General features: G+C 39.6%; 21 protein-coding genes and 1 tRNA gene. 9 read left to right on the top strand and 13 right to left on the bottom strand.

Annotation, left to right across the window (positions count from 1 at the left end; all coding sequences use genetic code 11):
- Positions 1–147 precede the first annotated feature (147 nt).
- The 5 genes from H3299_RS08995 to H3299_RS08975 form a co-directional block, all read right to left on the bottom strand.
- Positions 148–1,815 carry a M20/M25/M40 family metallo-hydrolase gene (locus H3299_RS08995; protein WP_182417346.1) on the bottom strand — a complete coding sequence of 556 codons (1,668 nt, stop codon included), beginning with the start codon at positions 1,813–1,815 and terminating at the stop codon, positions 148–150.
- 86 nt (positions 1,816–1,901) lie between these two features.
- On the bottom strand, positions 1,902–2,666 hold the full coding sequence (locus tag H3299_RS08990) for an amino acid ABC transporter ATP-binding protein (protein WP_371739412.1): 765 nt from the start codon (positions 2,664–2,666) through the stop codon (positions 1,902–1,904).
- On the bottom strand, positions 2,663–3,364 hold the full coding sequence (locus tag H3299_RS08985; RefSeq protein WP_246708054.1) for an amino acid ABC transporter permease: 702 nt from the start codon (positions 3,362–3,364) through the stop codon (positions 2,663–2,665). The genes H3299_RS08990 and H3299_RS08985 overlap by 4 nt, the downstream gene beginning before the upstream one ends.
- 225 nt (positions 3,365–3,589) lie before the next feature.
- A complete protein-coding gene (locus tag H3299_RS08980) occupies positions 3,590–4,027 on the bottom strand; it encodes an amino acid ABC transporter permease (protein ID WP_246708053.1) in 438 nt (145 codons plus the stop codon).
- 268 nt (positions 4,028–4,295) lie between these two features.
- Complete coding sequence (locus H3299_RS08975) at positions 4,296–5,069, bottom strand: transporter substrate-binding domain-containing protein (protein WP_246708052.1); 774 nt, start codon at positions 5,067–5,069, stop codon at positions 4,296–4,298.
- Positions 5,070–5,240: 171 nt separating this feature from the next.
- Here H3299_RS08975 and H3299_RS08970 point away from each other — a divergent pair, with 171 nt between their 5' ends.
- Positions 5,241–5,657, top strand: coding sequence for an Lrp/AsnC family transcriptional regulator (locus tag H3299_RS08970; RefSeq protein WP_182417344.1), 417 nt, complete (start codon positions 5,241–5,243; stop codon positions 5,655–5,657).
- 307 nt (positions 5,658–5,964) lie between these two features.
- Here H3299_RS08970 and ctlX read toward each other — a convergent pair whose 3' ends face one another.
- Both ctlX and H3299_RS08960 read right to left on the bottom strand, forming a co-directional pair.
- The gene (gene ctlX / locus H3299_RS08965; RefSeq protein ID WP_182417343.1) at positions 5,965–6,897 is read right to left on the bottom strand and encodes a citrulline utilization hydrolase CtlX; all 933 of its coding nucleotides are present in this window, start codon (positions 6,895–6,897) and stop codon (positions 5,965–5,967) included.
- Between the two features lie 148 nt (positions 6,898–7,045).
- Positions 7,046–8,095: an ornithine cyclodeaminase gene (locus H3299_RS08960; protein ID WP_182417342.1), complete on the bottom strand. Its 1,050-nt coding sequence runs from the start codon at positions 8,093–8,095 to the stop codon at positions 7,046–7,048.
- Positions 8,096–8,528: 433 nt separating this feature from the next.
- On the opposite strand from H3299_RS08960, the gene H3299_RS08955 reads away from it, so the two are divergent.
- Complete coding sequence (locus H3299_RS08955) at positions 8,529–9,302, top strand: transporter substrate-binding domain-containing protein (protein ID WP_246708051.1); 774 nt, start codon at positions 8,529–8,531, stop codon at positions 9,300–9,302.
- 76 nt (positions 9,303–9,378) lie between these two features.
- Here H3299_RS08955 and H3299_RS15820 read toward each other — a convergent pair whose 3' ends face one another.
- The 4 genes from H3299_RS15820 to H3299_RS08935 all read right to left on the bottom strand — a co-directional run bounded on the left by H3299_RS15820 (position 9,379) and on the right by H3299_RS08935 (position 11,979).
- Positions 9,379–10,152: a lytic transglycosylase domain-containing protein gene (locus tag H3299_RS15820; protein ID WP_315973308.1), complete on the bottom strand. Its 774-nt coding sequence runs from the start codon at positions 10,150–10,152 to the stop codon at positions 9,379–9,381.
- A gap of 9 nt (positions 10,153–10,161) precedes the next feature.
- On the bottom strand, positions 10,162–10,350 hold the full coding sequence (locus H3299_RS08945; RefSeq protein WP_182417341.1) for a hypothetical protein: 189 nt from the start codon (positions 10,348–10,350) through the stop codon (positions 10,162–10,164).
- A 61-nt stretch (positions 10,351–10,411) separates the two neighbouring features.
- Positions 10,412–11,536: an Mrp/NBP35 family ATP-binding protein gene (locus tag H3299_RS08940; protein ID WP_182417340.1), complete on the bottom strand. Its 1,125-nt coding sequence runs from the start codon at positions 11,534–11,536 to the stop codon at positions 10,412–10,414.
- Between the two features lie 158 nt (positions 11,537–11,694).
- Entirely contained in the window at positions 11,695–11,979 is a 285-nt protein-coding gene (locus H3299_RS08935) for a hypothetical protein (protein ID WP_182417339.1), read from the bottom strand.
- Between the two features lie 631 nt (positions 11,980–12,610).
- Between H3299_RS08935 and H3299_RS08930 the strand changes: the two genes are divergently transcribed.
- The 6 genes from H3299_RS08930 (at position 12,611) to H3299_RS08905 (ending at position 17,481) form a co-directional block, all read left to right on the top strand.
- Positions 12,611–12,686: transfer RNA gene (locus H3299_RS08930), tRNA-Ala, on the top strand.
- A gap of 208 nt (positions 12,687–12,894) precedes the next feature.
- Entirely contained in the window at positions 12,895–13,956 is a 1,062-nt protein-coding gene (locus H3299_RS08925; protein WP_182417338.1) for an ABC transporter substrate-binding protein, read from the top strand.
- A gap of 94 nt (positions 13,957–14,050) precedes the next feature.
- Complete coding sequence (locus tag H3299_RS08920) at positions 14,051–14,848, top strand: alkaline phosphatase family protein (protein WP_182417337.1); 798 nt, start codon at positions 14,051–14,053, stop codon at positions 14,846–14,848.
- Positions 14,849–15,661, top strand: coding sequence for an ABC transporter permease subunit (locus H3299_RS08915; protein WP_182417336.1), 813 nt, complete (start codon positions 14,849–14,851; stop codon positions 15,659–15,661). It abuts the gene before it with no gap.
- Positions 15,661–16,455 (top strand): ABC transporter permease, encoded by a 795-nt coding sequence (locus tag H3299_RS08910; protein ID WP_246708050.1) that lies wholly within the window; start codon positions 15,661–15,663, stop codon positions 16,453–16,455. Before H3299_RS08915 ends, H3299_RS08910 begins: the two co-directional genes overlap by 1 nt.
- Positions 16,456–16,479: 24 nt before the next feature.
- Positions 16,480–17,481 carry an ABC transporter ATP-binding protein gene (locus H3299_RS08905; protein WP_182417335.1) on the top strand — a complete coding sequence of 334 codons (1,002 nt, stop codon included), beginning with the start codon at positions 16,480–16,482 and terminating at the stop codon, positions 17,479–17,481.
- A gap of 33 nt (positions 17,482–17,514) precedes the next feature.
- Here the strand turns inward: H3299_RS08905 and H3299_RS08900 are convergent, their stop codons facing one another.
- Both H3299_RS08900 and H3299_RS08895 read right to left on the bottom strand, forming a co-directional pair.
- Positions 17,515–18,420 (bottom strand): YgcG family protein, encoded by a 906-nt coding sequence (locus H3299_RS08900; RefSeq protein WP_246708049.1) that lies wholly within the window; start codon positions 18,418–18,420, stop codon positions 17,515–17,517.
- A 14-nt stretch (positions 18,421–18,434) separates the two neighbouring features.
- Positions 18,435–19,055 carry a LemA family protein gene (locus tag H3299_RS08895; protein ID WP_182417334.1) on the bottom strand — a complete coding sequence of 207 codons (621 nt, stop codon included), beginning with the start codon at positions 19,053–19,055 and terminating at the stop codon, positions 18,435–18,437.
- Positions 19,056–19,271: 216 nt separating this feature from the next.
- Between H3299_RS08895 and H3299_RS08890 the strand changes: the two genes are divergently transcribed.
- The gene (locus tag H3299_RS08890) at positions 19,272–20,279 is read left to right on the top strand and encodes a 3-oxoacyl-[acyl-carrier-protein] synthase III C-terminal domain-containing protein (RefSeq protein WP_182417333.1); all 1,008 of its coding nucleotides are present in this window, start codon (positions 19,272–19,274) and stop codon (positions 20,277–20,279) included.
- Positions 20,280–20,312 lie beyond the last annotated feature (33 nt).

Below are 20,312 nucleotides of genomic sequence, written 5' to 3'. Positions count from 1 at the left end.
AAGGATATTGTAAATACAAAAAATTTAAATACCCCATGTTTGCATGTATCAATTTTATTGGCACTTTTACGTATAAACGATTTAGAGCACATTAACGGCTTAATAAAAGCTAAATGTGCTCTAAATTAGTATGTTGATATTATGGGATTATAAAATTTCTCGAGCGATTTGGCCCAATAACTTAGGCAATTGATCAAATGCATAAGGTGCGTAAACACGCTCAAGTTTTTGATGAAATTCTCGTCCCCAAGGTCCAATATTAACCACAGGAAAGCTAAGGCTTTGGCTTGGCGGATTATCTTGTAAACGAGAAATGGGCGTATTATTGGCAATTAAATTATTTTTATCGGCCTTTTGCCCCAAAAAGCTCATATCCGATATGCCTTGGAAATAAGGCTTCCAAGTAAGCACTTGATCTGCAAGGTCTTGATAAGATTCCTTGGCATGATCAATTGCCGCGTGGAAAGCTTTATCCTTATCGAGCTTGAGGTCAAGATGGCTTGCAGGATAATGTAAACCAGCAAAACCAATAATGATGGCAGGACCATTTATCTTTGCTTGATTTATAAGCCAATCTGTTAGTAAACGACTTACGGTTAGCGGGTTATCAGTTTGGTTTAGTTCATTTTGTTTTTGCTCATACAGTGCATCGAAATTTGCGCCTATAGTCGCTTTGGCTTGTTGCAGTAGCTCTGCATATTCGATAATCTTTGGCTTAGCTGGCACTGCGCCAGATTTTTTGCCAACCATATAGCTGTAGTTTTTAGCTTGCTCGGTAAATTGCTCAATAGCTTGGTTTGCGCATTTTTCTACGGCTTCTTTAAAATGATGAAATAATGTTTCAGCTCTCATAGAATGGTAAAGCCAATTGAAAGCCAACCAAAAACGCTCTGGCGTTGTTACTTCGTAAGCATCACGCAAATCTCTTGCCTCAAGACATATGGGGGCCGGTGAAATGTCATCCTCATTCTTATCGGCTAAGGCTGCATTGGCTTCGAAATGGCTAAGAATTTTAGCACCTATTGCTAAAGCACTTACTCCTTCATAAGGGTAGCTTGCATGGGCACTACAACCAACAACAAATGCAAAGGGTAATAATTTACCAATTGTGCCGGCATAGATTGCGCGCCCCTCACTGCCGTTGCCTTGATCGGATGTTACATCAAGATTAATGGCACCAACAATTTCAAGGTCATTTTCTTTAACAAAAGTTGCAAGGCTAGCACGCAGTGAGCGCATGCCACGACTTTCACGCTCTTCATCTGGGGTAGCAACGAGAATAATGTTACCCTTGCGTTGGGTATCAGCAATAAATTCTTCAACACATACGATGCCAGCGGCAAGTCCACTTTTCATGTCAAGCATACCGCGGCCGGGCAAAAATTGACCGGTTAAAAAGTCTTGATAAGCACATTCTTCTTGTTCAGAACGCACTTTATTCGCCAAGGTTTCGATCAAGGCTTCGGCAAGTTTTTCACTTTCGCAAGCAAGGTTTTGTAATTCATGATAATTATCAATTGATACTGTATCAAAATGCCCCGCTAATATCAGCGTTTTTTTTCCATTCCCTCTTGCTAGCGCTAAGACATTCGAGGTTAATGGTTCGCCATGGCTTGGTGATTTAACAATATTGTGCGGATTTTGGTTGAAATAGGGTATTTCTTTTAAAAGCCCAATATATTTGTCGGCAAATTCGGCTTCGCCTTTACTGCCTGTCTCACTGTTAAAAGCAACCATTCTTGTTGCTAAATCTGAACATTTATTTTTATAAAGATTGGGACTATTTCGTTTATTATTATCGGTAACTTGCGGCATTTTTACCTCGAGTAACTTTTATGTTAATTAAATTATATCTCTCAACACCCATAGGCAGAGCGTTAATCATTTTTTGTTTTGAAAGATCAATGTCCTTGCAAATGTTTGCGTAAAAATTCGCGCGTTCGCTCTTCTTTGGGGTTCTTCAAGATATCATCAGGAGTCCCTTGTTCGACAATGACGCCGCCATCCATAAAAACAACGTAATCAGAAACTTCCGCTGCAAAACGCATTTCATGGGTAACAATCATCATGGTCATATGTTCAGCCGCAAGCTGTTTCATTACTTGGTTGACCTCTTCTACCAATTCAGGATCAAGCGCAGAGGTTGCCTCATCAAACAGCATTGCTTTTGGCTGCATAGCAAGAGCACGAGCAATAGCAACGCGTTGCTTTTGCCCCCCCGATAAACGCGCGGGGTAAGAATCGCCTTTGTCTGCTAATCCGACTTTTTTTAATAAGGAATGGGCAATTTCTTCCGCGTCATGTTTGGGGATATTTTTTAATATACGAGGTCCGATGGTAATATTGTGCAAGACACTAAGATGAGGAAATAAATTGAATTGCTGAAAAACCATGCCAATTTGTTGGCGCATATAATTTAAATGTTTTTCAAAGGCGCGGCCTTTAAGGGGCAGATTAACTTGATTGCCATCAAACCAAATTTCGCCTTGTGAAATTTCTTCAAGCATATTGACTGAGCGTAATAAGGTACTCTTTCCAGACCCGCTTGGGCCAATAATTGAAACGATTTTACCGCGATCTACGCTAAAATTTATTCCCTTTAAGACCTTATGGGCGCCGTAAGATTTATGGATATTGCGCAAATCAATCATAATATTTGTATTCATTGCATGGCTCCTATCTTACGAGTGGTGACATATAATCCGAATTCCATAATTAGATTGATAATGTAATAGAGTAGGGCAGCAGCCAAATAAAATTCAAAAGATCTATAGGTTTCAGCAATTGCTTGCTGAGTATTTAGGGTTAATTCGGCAATGCCAATCAAGGAAACAATGGCGGTATCTTTCAAAAGAATGATTGTATTATTGCCTACCTGCGGTAAGGCTACAAATACTGATTGTGGTGTGATGAAATAACGTAAAGCTTGAAAGTAGCTAAACCCCAAAGATCTTGCCGCTTCCATTTGTCCATTATCGATTGATTGCAAAGCTGCCCGAAAAATATTTGCATTATAGACTGCATAATGAAAACCAAGAACAATAACACCAGTCCAAAAGGCGGGTAAAAGAATTTTCAATTGCGAAAGGCCATAATAAATAAGGTAAAGTTGCAGCAAAAGTGGTGTAGTCATAAAAAGCCAAGAAATAAACCGCAATGGCCAATTATAAATTTTATGCACATAGTTTAAAATCAAAGCGATAATGATACCGCCGAAAAAACTAATAAGACCGGCAAGAATTGTGATAATCACGGTCCACAAAAGTCCCGTTAATAGAAGACTACCAAAAGGTGGAATAACCGAAAAATCAAGCGGAATCTCATCAATACGTTGCCAAAATCCATCAATAAATGATTGTAACATCAGGATGCTCCACTTATTTTGGTTTTATTGAATGCAGAAATAAGTAACTGAAATAGCTGGAGAATTGCACTTAAAATTATGATATAGGCAATTGCTGCTAAACCAAATATCTCAAATGAATTGCCAGAATTGGAAGTTACAAATCTTTGGGCTGTATAGGTAAGCTCAATAACGCCGATCGTAGAGGCAAGAGCTGTACTTTTTGTCAATATAATAGTATTTATTTCAATCGTCCGGATCATAACTGTTGCTGCTTGCGGAATGATAAAATAAAGTGCGTATTTTGCCAAAACCCAGTGCTCGTGCCGCTTCATATTGGCCTTTATCAACCGATTGTATTGCCCCTCTGATGCCTTCAGACATATAAGCACCAATATTAAAACCCATTGTTAAGGTTGCAGCAAAAAACGGTGTAGTATCAAATCCAAAAGCAAAGGCACCATAATATACAAGAAAAATTTGGATCAAAAGTGGCGTACCGCGCATGATGCTGACATAAAATGCTGCCAAAGGCCAAATTAAAATATGTTTGGAGGACCGCAAGGCAGCCACAACAAAGGCAACACATAGGCCAATTGCTAAAGAGACAAACGCTAGTTGTATGGTTATCCAACCGGCTTGGACGGTAAATGGCAATAATTGTGCAATAAGATCAAAATCCATGACACCTCACTAACACATGAAATAATTGGAAATTAAACAGCGGCGCAGCTTGTAACATCATCGCATAAGCGCAACAAAATTGCATATTTTACAAGATTTTAAATAAGAGCACTTTAGATTAAGCTCAAACAAAAAAGTGCTCTTTGCTATGCTTTACAAAACGCTTAAATTAGCCGTCAATATCAGTTGTTAACCAGCTTCCAACTATCATCTGGTAGCCTTTTGGACGACTAAATTATATGGAAAAACACCATTGCCACGACTTAGCTTAACGGATATCAGTACCAACCCATTTTTTTGAAATAGCTTCATAGGTGCCATCGGCCATCATATCATCAAGTGCCTTTTTCATGGCAGCCGCAAGATCGGGGTTCTTTTTGCGGATGGCCATGCCAATATCGAACTTTGGTAGGTTGTCATCTTCAATCTGAACTATTTTTGCGTCATTATTCTTGATTGCGACATAAACAACTATATCATCAGATATTATTGCATCAACACGACCTGAGTTTAAGTCGATCAACATTTCAGGCAAGCCTTTATAGGTACGAAGGTTGAATTTATTTTGTTCGCGCGCCCATTTTTCAGAGGTTTCCCCTAAAATTGCTCCAACATTTTTTCCTTCAAGAGATGAAAGTGTTTTATAAGCCGATCCCTCTTTGACAAAAATGCCAATACCTGAACGGTAATAAGGGCCAACAAAATCAACTGCCTTTTTGCGTTCCTCGGTTATTGCCATGGAACCAATAACTGCATTATAGCGGCCGGTAACCAAACCAGCTATAATACCATCAAATGGTGTTGTAACAATTTCAGATTTTACATCAAGGCGCTTAGCAATTTCATTGGCAATATCAATATCAAAGCCAACTACATTATTATTCGTATCCACAAAACTAAATGGCGGAAAAACGCCAGATGCGGCAATTTTCATAACACCATTTGACTTGATCTTATCAAGTTCGTCAGCATGGCTGATATTTAAGCTTAAGAATGGGATGAGTAAAGATAAGCTCATTACGGCAATTTTTTTTATGTTCATAATTTCCTCCATTTATAAACAAGTACCGAAATTTTTAATGCATTATTGTCCCTTTATTGGCAGTATAAAAGTATATATTGGTTTATTTTTCTGTAAAATAATAGAGTGCAAAATGCCTATTTTTGCCATATATTGCCTTTTTAGGTAGAAAATTGGCGAAAAAGTAACATTATGGATGAGTTAGATCGTAAATTAATTGCCGAGTTAAAAATAAATGGACGTGCTTCAATTCCACAGCTCGCTCAGCTGTTAGGTGTCGCTCGCGCAACTGCGCAAAAGCGGCTTGACCGCTTAATAGACAATGGCGATATCAAAGGCTTTACAATAAAATTAAAAGATGATGTCGATGAAAAACGTATTCGCGCATTTATGGTCATAGAAATTAATAGTCCGTCAACCAAACATATTATCGCCCGAATAAAACGCACACCAGGCTTACTTGATGTTTATAACACTAATGGTAAATGGGATATTATTGCAATTGTTGAAGTATCTAATATTGTTGAACTAAATGACGTGATTTCAACAATACGTTCTATCGATGGTGTTGCTAAAAGTGAGACATTTATTATTCTTGGCCCGGCTTAATGTTAATCCATTAAGTTAAAGAAACAGCCTATTAAATCGCAAAAATATACACTTTTGATTTATAAAAGGGAGTTAAGCGAGAAGGGGATACAGCAATTTGAGCTTTACGACAGCGTTGATGATAGCTATTGTTGTAACCTTTCATTTCAATGAATAAGTCGTTCTTTTGCTGGGCTTTGTTGGCTGAAGTGGTAGTTGTTTTTTACCACTTCAGATTTACTGAAAACTTTTTTTAAAAGCTAGGGTCAGCCGTCAATATAACTGCGATATTTTATATAAAACACCCAATTTATTGGGGCAATACTGATTAGAACCGTGAGGATAGGTGTATGCCCGCAATTGTACAGCGTACTGAACCACCAGCTTGTTCAATTGTTGGGATTTCTAAAACAATTGGCGTTGCACTTTCTTCAATAATTGCAATTTGATTAGGCGTTAAGGAGCGATAAGCGGTACCAGATAATGCAAGGTAACGTCCATCTTTTCCTTTTAGCTCAATGGCATTGCCTGCAAATTGGTGTATTTGTTCTGAAGTTAGATTTATAATCTTACGGCCAGATTGTTCGAAACGCGAAATGATTTCTTGAGCTCTCGCTTTATTTGAAATCATATCTAAACCAATCATAACAAATTCGGTTGCAATACACATAAGTACATTGGTATGATAAATTGGTGTATTGTTTTTATCAACCGCATCAAAAGTCATTGGTTCAAAGTTAAATTGGGTGCAAAAGCGTTCAAGTGCAATTGGATCGGTACGATCTGATTTAACCGCATATGCAACGCGGTCGATATGATCAAGAACCATCGCGCCGGTTCCTTCAAGGAAAAGCCCATCAGGTTCTAGTCCAGAATAATCAATTACTTCTTGTACACGAAAATTGCGCTTTAAATCCTCGATGATATCGTAACGGCGTTCAAGCCTGCGGTTTGGTGCTTTCATTGGATAAATAGCAATATAACCACCCGCATGGGTCGAAAACCAGTTATTTGGAAAAACTGAATCTGGGGTTTTTTTACTTTCGTCTTCATAAAGATGTACGCCAATTCCAACGGCCAATAATTGCTCTACCGCCTTTGTAATCTCATTATAGGCGGTGGGCGCTAACTGTTCGCTTAAAGGCACATTGATCTGAAAACTATTATCGGTAGCGGTTTCTGTATTCACCGTGAAGTGATGAGGGCGGATCATAACAACAGCGGCAGGTGCTTGAACAGAAAAAGATTGTTTGCGAGCCATGTCGCATCCTCCAAATGAATGTATTATTTTTAGGAATTTATTTAATTTGTAACAGCAATTGGCATATGGAAGTTTAAGGCCTTATAACCATGTCAAGTTTATTTATGCTTTTAGTTTACAAGGCCGTATTTCATTCAATATTCAGTTGCTAATGGGCGCGTTGTAACATGCCAAATAGGTCACGTGGATCATCTGGGTCTGCAAGAATATCAAGTTCTTCGAAAAATTCTGTATCCTTGATTTTAGCATGGATGTAGCGAAGTGCTGAAAAATCTTCAATTGCAAAGCCAACACTATCAAAAAGTGTAATTTGGCGTTTATCTGTGCGCCCTTTTGCTTGGCCGGTTAGGACTTGCCATAATTCAGTTACTGGGTAATCTGCCGGCATTTGTTGAATTTCACCTTCAACACGAGTTTGTGGCGGATATTCGACAAATGTATCAGCCCGCAGCAATATATCCTTATGCAATTCAGTTTTACCCGGACAATCACCTCCAATAGCGTTAATGTGAATGCCTTCACCCACCATATTATCAGTTAGAATTGTGGCATATTGCTTATCAGCCGTGCAGGTGGTGATAACTTCCGCGCCTTCAATTGCCTTTTGGGCGCTATCACAGGCAACGATATTTAGTCCGCTATTTTTCAAATTGTTAAATGCTTTTTGAGTGGCCAAGGGGTCAATATCATAAAGATGAATATTTTCAATGCCACAAATTGCTTTAAGAGCAAGAGCCTGAAACTCTGACTGCGCACCATTGCCAATCATCGCCAGTGTTTTAGCGTCTTTTGGCGCAAGGTAGCGTGTTGCAAGAGCTGAAGTTGCAGCAGTGCGTAACGCTGTTAAAAGGGTCATTTCAGTGAAAAGAACCGGATAACCAGTTGCGACATCAGCAAGCAAACCAAAACCAGTTACAGTTTGTAAGCCTTCCTTGGTATTTTTAGGGTGGCCATTGACATATTTAAAACCATAAATATCGCCATCAGAGGTAGGCATGAGCTCAATGACACCTTCATCCGAATGGCTTGCAATGCGTGGAGTTTTGTCGAAAATTTCCCAGCGTTTAAAGTCCTCTTCAATTACAGCGCATAACTCTATTAGAAATGTTTCGATTCCAATGTGATGCACCAACTGCATCATATGGTCAACGCTTACAAAAGGAACAAGTGCTTTGGTAGAAGGGGTTGTTTTGTTCATTATAGCTCCTCGATACTTAATAAACCCAATTATTGATCTTTTAGTGCCAGTGTTATCACTGGTATTAGCGCGTATGTTTTGCAAAATCTCCAATTTGGTCTTTACGAGAAATCCCTTAGCAAAACATTCGTCGTAATCAATTTCCCTTCTTTTATAAAATAAAAAATATTAGTAAAAAATATCAAATTATTATAAATATTACGCATAAAATTATAAAATTTAACAGTCAATTTGTGCAAAATCGCAAAAAAGTGCCAAATTTATGTAAATAGTTTTTTGAGTGGATTAGTAAAATTATTGGTAGTTTACATTTTACTTGCAGTTAGAAGATTATAAATCGATATTTAAAAAATGAAATCACATTGCCAATAAATATTGTTATGGTAATTATGGCTTCTTTTATTTTAAAAAGTGCGGCAAAAAGGAGGTTTCCTTGAAAAAAATATTATTAATATTACTTGCATCTGCTTTGTGTCCATTGTCTGCATGGGCAGAAAGCCCATCGCACCTCGATCATGTATTGGAAAATAAGACACTGCGTGTGTGCACAACAGGTGATTATAAACCCTATACTTTTTTAAAAGAAAATGGTGATTATACGGGTATCGATGTTGATATGGCACGCTCATTAGCTGCTAGCCTTGATGCCAAGGTGGTATTTGTTCCCACCACTTGGAAAGAGCTCATGCCTGATTTTTTAGCCGGTAAATGTGATATCGCTATGGGCGGCATTTCCATTTCATTAGAACGCCAACAAAAGGTTGCTTTCTCTGATGCTCTTGGTGTTGATGGTAAAGTACCCTTTGTGCGATGCGAGGAGGTTGAAAAATACGCAACTGTTGAGCAGTTAAATCAGCCACATGTACGTGCGATTGAGCCAGCCGGTGGCACAAATGAAAAATATGTTCGCAAATATATGCCAAAAGCACAGCTTGAACTTTTCCATGACAATAATATTATTTTCCAAAACCTTGTTGATAATAAAGCCGATGTCATGATTACTGATATTTCGGAAATCTTATATCAAAAGCGCTTTTATCCAACCCTTTGTCCGGTAAATCCTGAACAGCAACTCACCTTTGCCGAAAAGGGCTATATGCTACCAAGAAATGATATTGTTTGGAAAAACTATGTCGATCAATGGCTGCACATTACCAAAAATAATGGCGAATATAAAGGCTTTGCTAAAGAGTGGCAAAGTGAATAGTTAAAGTTAATTTAGCCCATAAAAAAGCCCCCTTTATGAAAACATAAAGGGGGCTTTAAAATGCAAACTTTTAAAATTATTGCGCGCTATAAGCTGTTGCAATGGATAATGGGCCAGGGCGTAAGCCAGTATGCTCTAATACGCCTTTTGCTTTGGCATCATAATAAAAACCACGTGCATAAAGACGTACAGCGCGTGACTCATCACCGTCCGCAACAAGATAAGCACCGGCAAGATATTTTACTGCATAACGCAGATTGGTCTCAGCGTCTAAAAGACCCTGTGCATGACCACTATAGCCCATGCTTTGTGCCGTTGGGTGCGAAATCTGCATCAAGCCCCAGTAAGGGCCATTTCTTGCTTGTGGATTGCCGCCACTTTCACGTAAAACAACCCGGCGAACAAGGCGCTCAGGAACATTGTAGGCACTGGCATATTGACCAATCAGCTGCTCAACCTCAGCAGTTGCATTAGGAAGGTGGTAAGTGGTTTTAACCCGTGGACCAAGATTTGCCGTGTTAACTCTTGTTACCTTTGGCGTAGTCAAAACAGCGCTTGCTGCATTTGATGATGTTTCAATCTTGCTGTAACCAAGCAATGATGTTTTTTGCTTTGATTGCTCAATTTGGCGATATTGCTCATCTAACCGTACAAGGTTAAATTGGCTGTAGCCTAATGGTGTCATACTGGTTCCAAGACGAGAAACCGCTTTGGGAGATACTGAATTTGCTGCAATCGCTTGTGGAGTAATTGAACTTGTAAGTGTTTTATCAACAGAATTACAGCCTGTAAGTGCTGCAGCAGATAAAATAAAAGCAACTGGTAAAAAAGTTTTGATGCTAGTCTTCATGGCTTAACCCTAGTTCCTTTTTCCATTTGCAAGCTCTTCTTCAAGAGCTACTAGATCTTCAGGAAGGGGTAGGCCTTCAGCCTTCATGATATTTAGCTTTTCTTGCAATTGCTCGGCTAATTGGTGCTTATCTTGAGGTTGATTCACCATATCTTGAAGCAATATTGCTATCTCTGCCTTGATATCTTCCAGAGCCATAAACGACACCCATAAAAATTGACAATATGCCTCATTAGCACATTTTTTTTGAAATGAAAAGCTATGTAAGCTGAAGTTTCGCAGATATGGTTTCCGCAATGTTACGATAAGCTGCTGCATGAGCACCATTTGGGCTTGCCAAAATAATTGGTTTGCCATCATCACCACTGACACGAATGTCGGGATCTAGCGGAATTTCGCCAAGGAATGTCAATTTGCGTTTTTCAGCTTCTTGTCTTGCACCGCCATGGCCGAAAATATCATATCGTTTACCAGTGTCGGGCGCTATAAAATAACTCATATTTTCAATGATTCCTAAAATAGGAATTCCTACTTTACTAAACATTTCAATACCCTTACGCGCATCAATTAGTGCAAGGTCTTGCGGGGTTGATACAATAACTGCACCTGATAATTGCACTTGTTGGGCAAGGGTAAGTTGGGCGTCACCAGTGCCTGGCGGCATATCAACAACCAATACATCAAGGGGTGCCCATAGCACATCGCGCAGCATTTGGGTGATAGCAGACATGACCATTGGTCCACGCCAAACCATTGGTGTATCTTCACTAACAAGAAATCCCATCGACATTAATTTTAAATTATATTTTTCAAGCGGTAACAATTTTTTACCTTCAACCGCTTCTGGCTTGTCATATATTGCGGTCAAACGCGGTAATGATGGACCATAAATGTCGCCATCCATAATTCCGACATTTAATCCTTGTTCCATTAATGCAAGGGCTAAGTTAATTGCCGTTGTTGACTTGCCAACGCCGCCCTTGCCAGATGCAACGGCAATTACGTGTTTAACGCCGGGGATGGGGGTGCGCGGCGGAATATCAGAACTTTTATGGGGGGGACTACTCGCAGGTGTGGATTTTTGCACAATTGGCTTGGTTGGGCGTTTTACTTCGCCCGAATGGTCGCCCGCACGCTTTTCAGCAGTAAGGGTGACAATTGCGGATTTTACCCCGTCAATCGCTAAAACGGTTTTTTCAGCGGCAAGCCGTAAGGGTTCCAACTCTTCTGCACGGTTAGCCGGTACATTAATTGAGAAAAATACTTTTTTATCAGCAATAAAAATTTCGGATACCAAGCCAAGGCTTACAATATCACTTTCAAAATCGGGCCCTTTAACGGCGCGTAAATGCGAAAGAACAATGTCTTGGTTAAGTGCGGACATGATATTTTTCCAATTGAAAATGAGTATTAAAGTTTTACGGCTTGTTTAGCCATTTGTGTACTAGGATATATGGAAACGTTTCCTGAGTGGCAAGGCTTTTCATTAAACATTGTTAAATGTCTTTTGAATTTAACTCTATTGGGTATTAAATATTTGTTTTACGCAATTCCAAGCCACTGTTTTACCTGTTTCGTCGTTTCTTCATCGCCGAGTTCGTTAATATATATCCAAATGAATGTTTGATTTCTAAAATTTATCAACCAAATTTCATCAGTGAGCTTGATGCATTCGCTAATTTGATTATAGTTAGTAATTGTAGTGTTCCAGTCAGATTTTATCTGTAATTGTGTTTTATCAAGAATAAGTTGGTAGCCATTTTGTGCCTCTGGATTATCTGCATAGAAATTTTTGTATTGGCAGTTAGCTGCAGCTTTACATGCCATTGAATATAATAAAATACCTATATTAATGCCAAATAGAAAATAAATAATAGAAGATTCAATTGTATAAGGGATTTTGCTGACGCCAAGTTCTTTTGAAAATATTAAGCCAATGATAACAATAACGGGTATAAAAACTAGAAGTTGTATAATGAGCTTTATTTTTTGAGAAACGTATTTTTGATAATGTTTTTTGCATCAAATCGTAATTTTTTTTCTCTGTCTTCTACACTTAAGCCCCTAACATGGATTGAAATTTTTTCTTCGGTCATGATTTATCCTTTTGTTCGGGCAGCGCTAAATCGATATAAGATTAAATTTTTAAAGTATGTTAGCACAATTTGTCAAAAAAGTAGATTTGTATACATTCTAGATTTAAAAGTGTATTTTTATAAAATTATCCTTATTTCGTGAAGATGCTTGTTAATATGAGAAGGTTAAGTAAAATTTATGCCAATAGGCGGATTTTTTCCAAAAACTCATGCAATTTGTGCTTATGTAAAAAATATTGGTAAAATATCAATTTTTTGCTTGATCTTTGTGGAATCTATCTTTAATGAACCGCACACGAAGTTAATTTACAGCTTCTACCAAATCAAAAGGCAGCTTTATAAAAGTCATGCACATTGATTATGGGGCTATAGCTCAGCTGGGAGAGCGCCTGCATGGCATGCAGGAGGTCAGCGGTTCGATCCCGCTTAGCTCCACCAAATTTCTCAATTTAAATAGAATTCTTTTTATTGTGCATGCGCTGCAATCTTGTTTTTTTACTTTACCATTATTTGCCTACAAAAGTCTTGATTACAAGCATTTCATAAAACTGTCATCTAAATGTCAATTTTTTGCAACCCAATTATGAAAACCGAATAGGCAAGCCCTTTTGATGGGGAATCTAGTTGCTTTTATTTGAGGTTGTAAATGCAGAACCCTTTTTTAAAAACTCTTGCTCATTTATCAATGGGTGCAACAGCGCTTCTTTTTTCTTGCCACACGCTTTTTGCTGCAGACATTTCTGCGCTAGTTGATGCGGCTAAAAAGGAAGGTACGGTTAATTCTGTTGGTATGCCTGATAGCTGGGCCAATTGGAAAGGTACTTGGGAGGACTTAGAAGTAAAATATGGCCTTAGCCATTTTGATACGGATATGAGTTCAGCTGAAGAGCTTTCCAAGTTTGAAAATGAAAAATCTAATGCATCGGCTGATATTGGTGATGTCGGCTTAGAATTTGGTCCGATTGCGGTTGCTCGTGATCTTGTCCAGCCTTATAAGCCAACCACTTGGGAGCAAATTCCTGATTGGGCTAAGGATAAGGATGGTAATTGGGCGCTCGCTTATACAGGTACCATTGCTTTCATTATCAAGAGCGATTTGCCAAACCCACCCAAAAGCTGGGAAGAGCTAAAAAACGGTAATTTCAAATTTTCGATCGCTAAGCCAGGTAGCGGGGCGCAAGAAAATGCGTCAATCTTAGCTGCTGCTATTGCTATGGGGGGAAATGAAGAAAATTTGCAACCCGGTATCGAGCTTTTTGCCAAGCTTGCTAAAGAAGGGCGCTTGCGGTCTAATTCGGTTTCTCCCGCCAATCTTGAACGCGGAGAAATTGAAGTCGCAGCTATTTGGGATTTTAACGCGCTTAATTACCGTGATGCTGTGGGCGGTGGAAAATATACCGTGCTCATTCCATCGGATGCATCAGTTATTTCTGGTTATACCACAGTTATTAATAAATTTGCCAAAAATCCAAATGCTGCAAAATTAACGCGTGAATATATCTTCTCTGATGAGGGGCAGATTAACCTTGCTCGTGGTTATGCGCGTCCAATTCGCATTGACCATATCACTTTGCCGCAAGATGTTGCAGACCGTGTTTTACCTTCCGAACAATATAAGGCTGCACGCGTTATTAACTCAGAAATTTGGAAAAACACAGCACCAACCATTACTCAACTTTGGCAAGAAAACGTGCTTTCTGAAATGTAATGCGCAGCTAACTCAGTTAAATTGAGCTTTTGCCGAGAAATGAATAGCTCGGCAAAGGCGTATTTTTTTCAATTACGCTATTTAAAGGTGCGTTATGTCCAAGCTAATTTTGGTTGTGCTAGATGGTCTGCGTTATGATACAGCGCGCGAATGTTTAGGCTATTTGGAAGGATTAATTGACTTAAAGCGCGGCAATGTTACAAAATTGCGATGTGAATTACCTGCAATGTCACGCCCCTTATATGAAACCTTATTAACTGGTCGCAGCCCTGCTGATCATGGCGTGGTAAGTAATGCAATTGTTCGCAGGTCTAATGGCGATAATATTTTTGCGCTTTGTCGTAAATCTAATTTAACCACTGCCGCTGCTGCCTATTATTGGGTGAGTGAGCTTTATATCAATGCACCATTTGATAATAAAAAAGACCGCATTTTAATTGATCAAACTAAAGACATTAATTACGGTATGTTTTATTGGGATGATAGCTATCCTGACAGTCATTTATTTGCAGATGCGCAAAACCTGATAGATCGCTTTGCGCCGGACTTTTTATTATTGCATCCTATGAATATTGATGACGCAGGTCATAAAAGTGGTGGTAATTCGGTTACTTATCGCAATACAGCTCGTAAGGCCGGTGATCTTTTGGCGCAATATATGCCCAATTGGCTAGAGCAAGGCTATAAAGTCATTGTCACCGCCGATCATGGAATGGGCGATGATGGCAACCATAGTGGACCATTACCAAGTGAATCTGAAGTACCGTTTTATTGGTTTGGTTTTGATATGAGTGTGGAGGCGTTACGCCAAACGGAAATTGCGGCGCTTTGCTGTGCTGTCTTAGGTGTAGATGTTGCAAGTCTCACACCCTTTAGCGGAAAATTAGTCTAAATGAAAAGTGCAAAATATATGCGGCTCTATGCTTTGCCTTGGCTTGTTTTTTTAGGCTTTATCATTGCCGCTCCCTTGGTAAGTGTATTTATTGGCTCGTTTAATTATATTGGTGATTTTCTTTTTTATTACCAAAAAATCTTAACCAGCAAATTTTATATTAACTCCTTTATTGCAACCATTGAATTATCTTTGCTTACAAGCTTTATCGGCATGGTTTTTGCCATTCCGATTTGTATTAGCTTACGGGCAAGCTCTTATCTTTCCAAGCGTTTTGCCACTGCTTTTGCAAATTTGGGTTCTAATTTTGCCGGCGTTCCATCGGTCATGGCTTTTGTCATTTTGCTTGGTGCAAATGGTGTCTTAACTAAAATTTTAATTGATATGGGCATTATAAGTGAACTTAATATTTATAGCTTTACCGGCCTTGTTTTAACTTATTGCTTTTTTCAAATATCTTTAGCAATTGTTTTGCTTTTACCTGTGGTCATTGCCGTGCCACAAGATATTGAAGAAGCGGCTTTTTTAATCGGTGCAACAAGACACAAATTTTGGTGGTTTATTGGTTTCCCAATTATTTTTAGGCAATTGGTCGCGGTAAGTATTTTGCTTTTTGCCAATGCCATGGGCACCTATGCAACCGCCTATGCGCTGGTTGGTACCAATGCCCGCATTGTCACCGTTCGTATTGGTGAGTTGGTGGCAGGCGATGTTTTTGCCAATCCCGGTCTTGCCAATGCCTTATCAATCTGTTTGCTGGTTGTGCTTCTTGTTCCCATTGCGGTTAATCAACTTATTGGCAAAAAGAGGTAATGATGAAACAATCCTTTATTGCCCGCATTTTGTTAATAGTTTTTGCACTGCTAATGGCTTTGCCGTTTTTGGCAATTATAATCAATGCTTTTGCGGTTGATTGGTCAGATAGCTTTTTGCCACGCGGTTTTACTCTGGTAACAATTGGTGATGTACTCACGGATACGCGCTTTCAAATGGCTTTTTTACGCAGTGTTTTTGTCGCCATTTGCGCTATTGCTCTAGCCGTTTTGCTTATTGTGCCCGCTATTTTGGTAGGCCACATTTATTGGCCAAGTCTTGATAAATGGATGGCACGTTTAATTGTCTTGCCTTATGCTATTCCAAGTGTGGTTTTGGTGGTTGGCTATTTAAAGATCTTTTCAGTACCGCCATTGCAGATTAATGGCACAATATGGATATTGATCTTTGCCTATGTGCCTATTTGCTTTCCCATGCTTTATATTGCTTTAAAAAATAGCCTTAATGGCATAGCAATTGATGATTTGCTTGATGCTGGCCGCCTCATTGGTGCAAGGGATGAAACTATTTTAATGCGGATTATTATACCGCTACTAACGCCCGCCTTATTGCTAGCTATATTGTTAAATTTTAGCATTTTAATTGGCGAGTTTGTTTATGCCAATTTGTTGGTGGGCGGCCAGTTTGAAACTGTGCAAATTTATATCTATGCGCACCGCAATGAAACAGGGCGCTTTGCTAGCACTATTGTCTTTATTTATCTTATATTTTTATTGGTTTTGACTATCTTAACGCTGGCTTTAAACGCGCGTCTTGCAAAAAGCCAAAACTAAAGAACGTAATTAGGAAAGTTTAAAATGACCGGTTTGGTGATTGAAAATCTTGAGGCAAATTATGGCGATAAAACCATTCTTGACGGCATATCACTGTCAATTGCTCAAGGCGAATTTCATGTGCTTTTAGGGCCGTCAGGTTGCGGTAAAACCACCTTGTTGCGCTGTATCGCTGGTTTGCATCAGGTGGCAAAGGGGCGCATTTTGATGGCATCACGCCAAATAGATCAATTGCCACCAAGCGAGCGCGAATTGGCCATGGTTTTTCAACAATATGCGCTATTTCCTAATATGAGTGTGCGTAAAAATTTAAGTTTTGGCCTAGCGCAAAAAAAGTTAAGCAAGGCAGATATTAGCAGCCGCGTAGATAAGATGCTTGATATGGTGGCATTAACCGAATTTGCGGATCGTTTACCTGCCAATTTGTCGGGTGGGCAACGGCAGCGGGTTGCCTTAGCGCGTGCGGTTATATTGGAGCCTAAAATATTGTTGCTAGACGAACCATTATCGGCACTTGATGCGCAAATTCGGCGAAAATTACAATTTGAGCTTAAAAATCTGCAAATGCAGCTTGGTGTCACCGCAATTCTTGTCACCCATGATCAGGATGAGGCGTTAATGCTTGGTGACTATATTTCAGTGCTAGATAAGGGCAAAATTGCACAGACAGGTAGTGCTAAAGACATTTTTTATCGGCCGCAAAATATGTTTGTCGCGAGCTTCTTGGGGGATGCCAATATTATTCCGCCCAATTATATTAGCGGTGAAGCTGCGCAAAAGGGCAGTGGGGCTTATATTATCCACCCTGCCAATTTTATCGAGGGTGAAATTGCTGATGCAGCTTTGAGCTTTACCGGCAAGGTTGAGGATTGCCAAATTATCGGCCAGTTTTTGCGGGTAAATATTCGCTATCAGGATTTAGAACTGCGTTATGACAAAATCAACCAATATGGTTTGCAACCGCCGCAAAAGGGTAGCGATATGACGCTTTCTTGTCGTTTAAGCGATCTACATAATATTCAATGATGGAGTGCGGTAATGGCTTAACTTAGTAGGCGACTACCAACGACCAGATGCACCGCCACCGCCTGATGAGCCGCCACCGCCCCTAAAGCCGCCGCCTCTAGATCCACCGCGTCCACCGCCAAAACCGCCACCACCAAAGCCGCCAGGACCTCTGCCATTGCCTGGTCCTCCGCCTTCTAATAACCCCTGATACCAAAGGAAAAATACAATTCCAAGCCAGCGATATCTTTTGGGGCCGACTTGTGTACCGAATATGGATGCAAGCATCGGTAACACAATTAAAACCAGAAAACACAACGCAATAATGGTTATAATGATGAAGTTATTACGAGCTTCAATAGATTTTTCACTCTTTATCCGTGCTTCATTTTCACGAATGCGGCTTAATAATTCACTTTCTTCACCACTTATTACGGTGATAATCGCTGTAGTGCCGTCAATAATTCCCTGCTGGTAGTTATTGGCTCTAAATTTAGGCAAAACAATAGTGTTGATAATGACGCTTGCCGCGGCATCGGTCAAAACACCTTCTAAGCCATAACCAACTTCGATACGGACGGCGCGATCATTAGGAGCAATTAGAAAGAGAACGCCATTATTTTGATTTTTTTGCCCAAGTTTCCAATAACGAAATAATGCATTACTATAGCTTTCAATATCGCGGCCATCAAGGTTTGGTAGGGTTGCTATAACAATTTGGTCGCCGGATTTTTCTTCTTGCTGAGCAAGTAAGCGTGAAAGTTGATTAATCGAATCTTGGTTAAGCAAATGGGCATAATCAACAATACGATCACTTAATTGTGGAACGTTGGTTTGTGCAAATGCCGCATTATAGGCACTCAAAGATAAAAAGGACAAATAGACAAGTAATGTCCATATAAAAGCGCGCACCACCACAATGGATGGTGCCACTAATGCATAGAAAAGGCTTTTTATCAATGAGCCTACCTTTATCAATTGAACTCAACCTTTGGTACCTGTTGAGCTACAGGATCAATGGTAAAGCTTGGCAATGGTTTTGCATCGCGGTACCAAATCCACGTCCATATTATTGTTGGCATTGTTTTTAAAGCTGTATTATTAATCCTAACCGCTTCAATATAGTCGCGTCTTGCGACTGCAATTCGGTTTTCCGTTCCCTCTAATTGCGACTGCAAGGCAAGAAAATTTTGATTTGCCTTCAAATCTGGATATTGTTCGCTAATTGCCATTAGGCGTGATAATGCACCAGTAAGGTTTGTTTGATTACTCAAAAATTGCTGCATAGCTTCAGGATTATTTAGACTATCAACATTGATGGTGGTTTGGGTTGCCTTAGCACGAGCTTCAATAACGCTATTAAGGGTTGATTGCTCATGGCTTGCATAGCCTTTAACTGTTTGCACAAGATTAGGAATAAGATCACTGCGGCGCTGATATTGATTTAATACTTCGCTCCAAGCTGCTTTGGCTTTTTCCTCATTTGAAGGAATTGTGTTGAAGCTAAATAGACTCCAAACAGCTAAGGCTATAAAAATAAGCAGGATTATTTTCGTTAGACCAAAAGATGATGGGGTAGGATTATTATCCCGCATTGATATAGCTCCGTGTTTTTGATTAAGAACACTAGCCTTTTAACATTTCGCTAGAGTAATTGGAAAGCAATTATTTATGATGTTGATAATTATATCTTTTAGTGAATTTTAAAAATTATAATTAAAAAAATGAACATTGTCCAAAAAATACCATTGACTTTTATTTGAACGTTGTTCATTATTGTTTGTGAAGTGATACAGCGTACGGGTGGGGATATGGAAAAGGTGACATTACCATTAAAAATTTTAGGGGTTGGAACGTGCTTACCGCAGATTTCAATTAGCACACAAAAAATCGAGCAGCAGCTCGGTATAGGCGGCGGGACGCTTGAGAAAAAAGTCGGGGTGATCTCGCGTCCCGTTCGCTCTAATGGTGAGGATCAAATTAGCCTTGGCGTAAAAGCTGCAAAAAATGCAATTGAACAAAGTAATATTTCTTTATTAGATATAGACCTTATTCTTTTTGCGTCTGCCGTTGGCTATCAGTCAATACCTGCAACGGCGCCGCTTATTATGCGCGGGCTAAATATTAAAAGTGGTCAAGCCGCCGCCTTTGACGTCAACTCAACCTGCCTTAGTTTTGTAACCGCCCTCGATATGGCCGCATGTTTTTTAAATAGCAAACGTTATAAAACTATTCTTATTGTTTCATCAGAAATTGCTTCAATGGCTTTACCTTGGCATGATGATGCTGAAACGGCAGCGCTATTTGGCGACGGTGCGGCGGCAATGGTCGTAAGCGGTTCAGAAGATGCAAGCCAAGGCATTAGCGCCGCGTTAATGGCAACTTGGCCAGAAGGTTATGAGCATTGTCAATTGGGGGCAGGTGGCACGCGCTTTAATCCGCAAGATAAAAATAGCGGCTTTAATGAAAATGTATTTTTCCGTATGCAAGGCAAGGCTGTTTTTCGCCAAGTTCGTGATCATTTTAACCGCTTTATCTCTGATCTATTAGAAAAAGCCGGTTGGCATGCCGATGATATTGACGTTGTGGTGCCTCATCAAGCAAGCCCTTTAGGTCTTGCCCATATCATAAAAATGGCGCCATTTAAAAATGCCAAATTCATCAATATTTTGGCCAATCATGGCAATCAAATCTCTGCCTCCATTCCCATTGCCTTTCACCATGGGCTTGAAAATGGATTAATCAAACAAGGTAGCAAGGTCTTACTGATTGGAACATCTGCAGGCCTATCAATCGGCGGTATTTTGTTAAAGTTTTAGGTCCTGACCCTAGACTATTTCATTTATCATTAA

The organism is Bartonella sp. HY038 (genome assembly GCF_014117425.1).
Classification (GTDB): Bacteria; Pseudomonadota; Alphaproteobacteria; order Rhizobiales; family Rhizobiaceae; genus HY038.
This window is presented reverse-complemented; position numbering and strand designations above follow the sequence as displayed.

What these genes read in the sequence shown, in the direction of transcription:
- H3299_RS08995 (WP_182417346.1), bottom strand. Translation starts at nt 1,815, where the DNA reads ATGCCGCAAGTTACCGATAATAATAAACGAAATAGTCCCAATCTTTAT.
- H3299_RS08990 (WP_371739412.1), bottom strand. Translation starts at nt 2,666, where the DNA reads ATGAATACAAATATTATGATTGATTTGCGCAATATCCATAAATCTTAC.
- H3299_RS08985 (WP_246708054.1), bottom strand. Translation starts at nt 3,364, where the DNA reads ATGTTACAATCATTTATTGATGGATTTTGGCAACGTATTGATGAGATT.
- H3299_RS08980 (WP_246708053.1), bottom strand. Translation starts at nt 4,027, where the DNA reads ATGGATTTTGATCTTATTGCACAATTATTGCCATTTACCGTCCAAGCC.
- H3299_RS08975 (WP_246708052.1), bottom strand. Translation starts at nt 5,069, where the DNA reads ATGAACATAAAAAAAATTGCCGTAATGAGCTTATCTTTACTCATCCCA.
- H3299_RS08970 (WP_182417344.1), top strand. Translation starts at nt 5,241, where the DNA reads ATGGATGAGTTAGATCGTAAATTAATTGCCGAGTTAAAAATAAATGGA.
- ctlX (WP_182417343.1), bottom strand. Translation starts at nt 6,897, where the DNA reads ATGGCTCGCAAACAATCTTTTTCTGTTCAAGCACCTGCCGCTGTTGTT.
- H3299_RS08960 (WP_182417342.1), bottom strand. Translation starts at nt 8,095, where the DNA reads ATGAACAAAACAACCCCTTCTACCAAAGCACTTGTTCCTTTTGTAAGC.
- H3299_RS15820 (WP_315973308.1), bottom strand. Translation starts at nt 10,152, where the DNA reads ATGAAGACTAGCATCAAAACTTTTTTACCAGTTGCTTTTATTTTATCT.
- H3299_RS08945 (WP_182417341.1), bottom strand. Translation starts at nt 10,350, where the DNA reads ATGGCTCTGGAAGATATCAAGGCAGAGATAGCAATATTGCTTCAAGAT.
- H3299_RS08940 (WP_182417340.1), bottom strand. Translation starts at nt 11,536, where the DNA reads ATGTCCGCACTTAACCAAGACATTGTTCTTTCGCATTTACGCGCCGTT.
- H3299_RS08935 (WP_182417339.1), bottom strand. Translation starts at nt 11,979, where the DNA reads ATGGCATGTAAAGCTGCAGCTAACTGCCAATACAAAAATTTCTATGCA.
- H3299_RS08925 (WP_182417338.1), top strand. Translation starts at nt 12,895, where the DNA reads ATGCAGAACCCTTTTTTAAAAACTCTTGCTCATTTATCAATGGGTGCA.
- H3299_RS08920 (WP_182417337.1), top strand. Translation starts at nt 14,051, where the DNA reads ATGTCCAAGCTAATTTTGGTTGTGCTAGATGGTCTGCGTTATGATACA.
- H3299_RS08915 (WP_182417336.1), top strand. Translation starts at nt 14,849, where the DNA reads ATGAAAAGTGCAAAATATATGCGGCTCTATGCTTTGCCTTGGCTTGTT.
- H3299_RS08910 (WP_246708050.1), top strand. Translation starts at nt 15,661, where the DNA reads ATGATGAAACAATCCTTTATTGCCCGCATTTTGTTAATAGTTTTTGCA.
- H3299_RS08905 (WP_182417335.1), top strand. Translation starts at nt 16,480, where the DNA reads ATGACCGGTTTGGTGATTGAAAATCTTGAGGCAAATTATGGCGATAAA.
- H3299_RS08895 (WP_182417334.1), bottom strand. Translation starts at nt 19,055, where the DNA reads ATGCGGGATAATAATCCTACCCCATCATCTTTTGGTCTAACGAAAATA.
- H3299_RS08890 (WP_182417333.1), top strand. Translation starts at nt 19,272, where the DNA reads ATGGAAAAGGTGACATTACCATTAAAAATTTTAGGGGTTGGAACGTGC.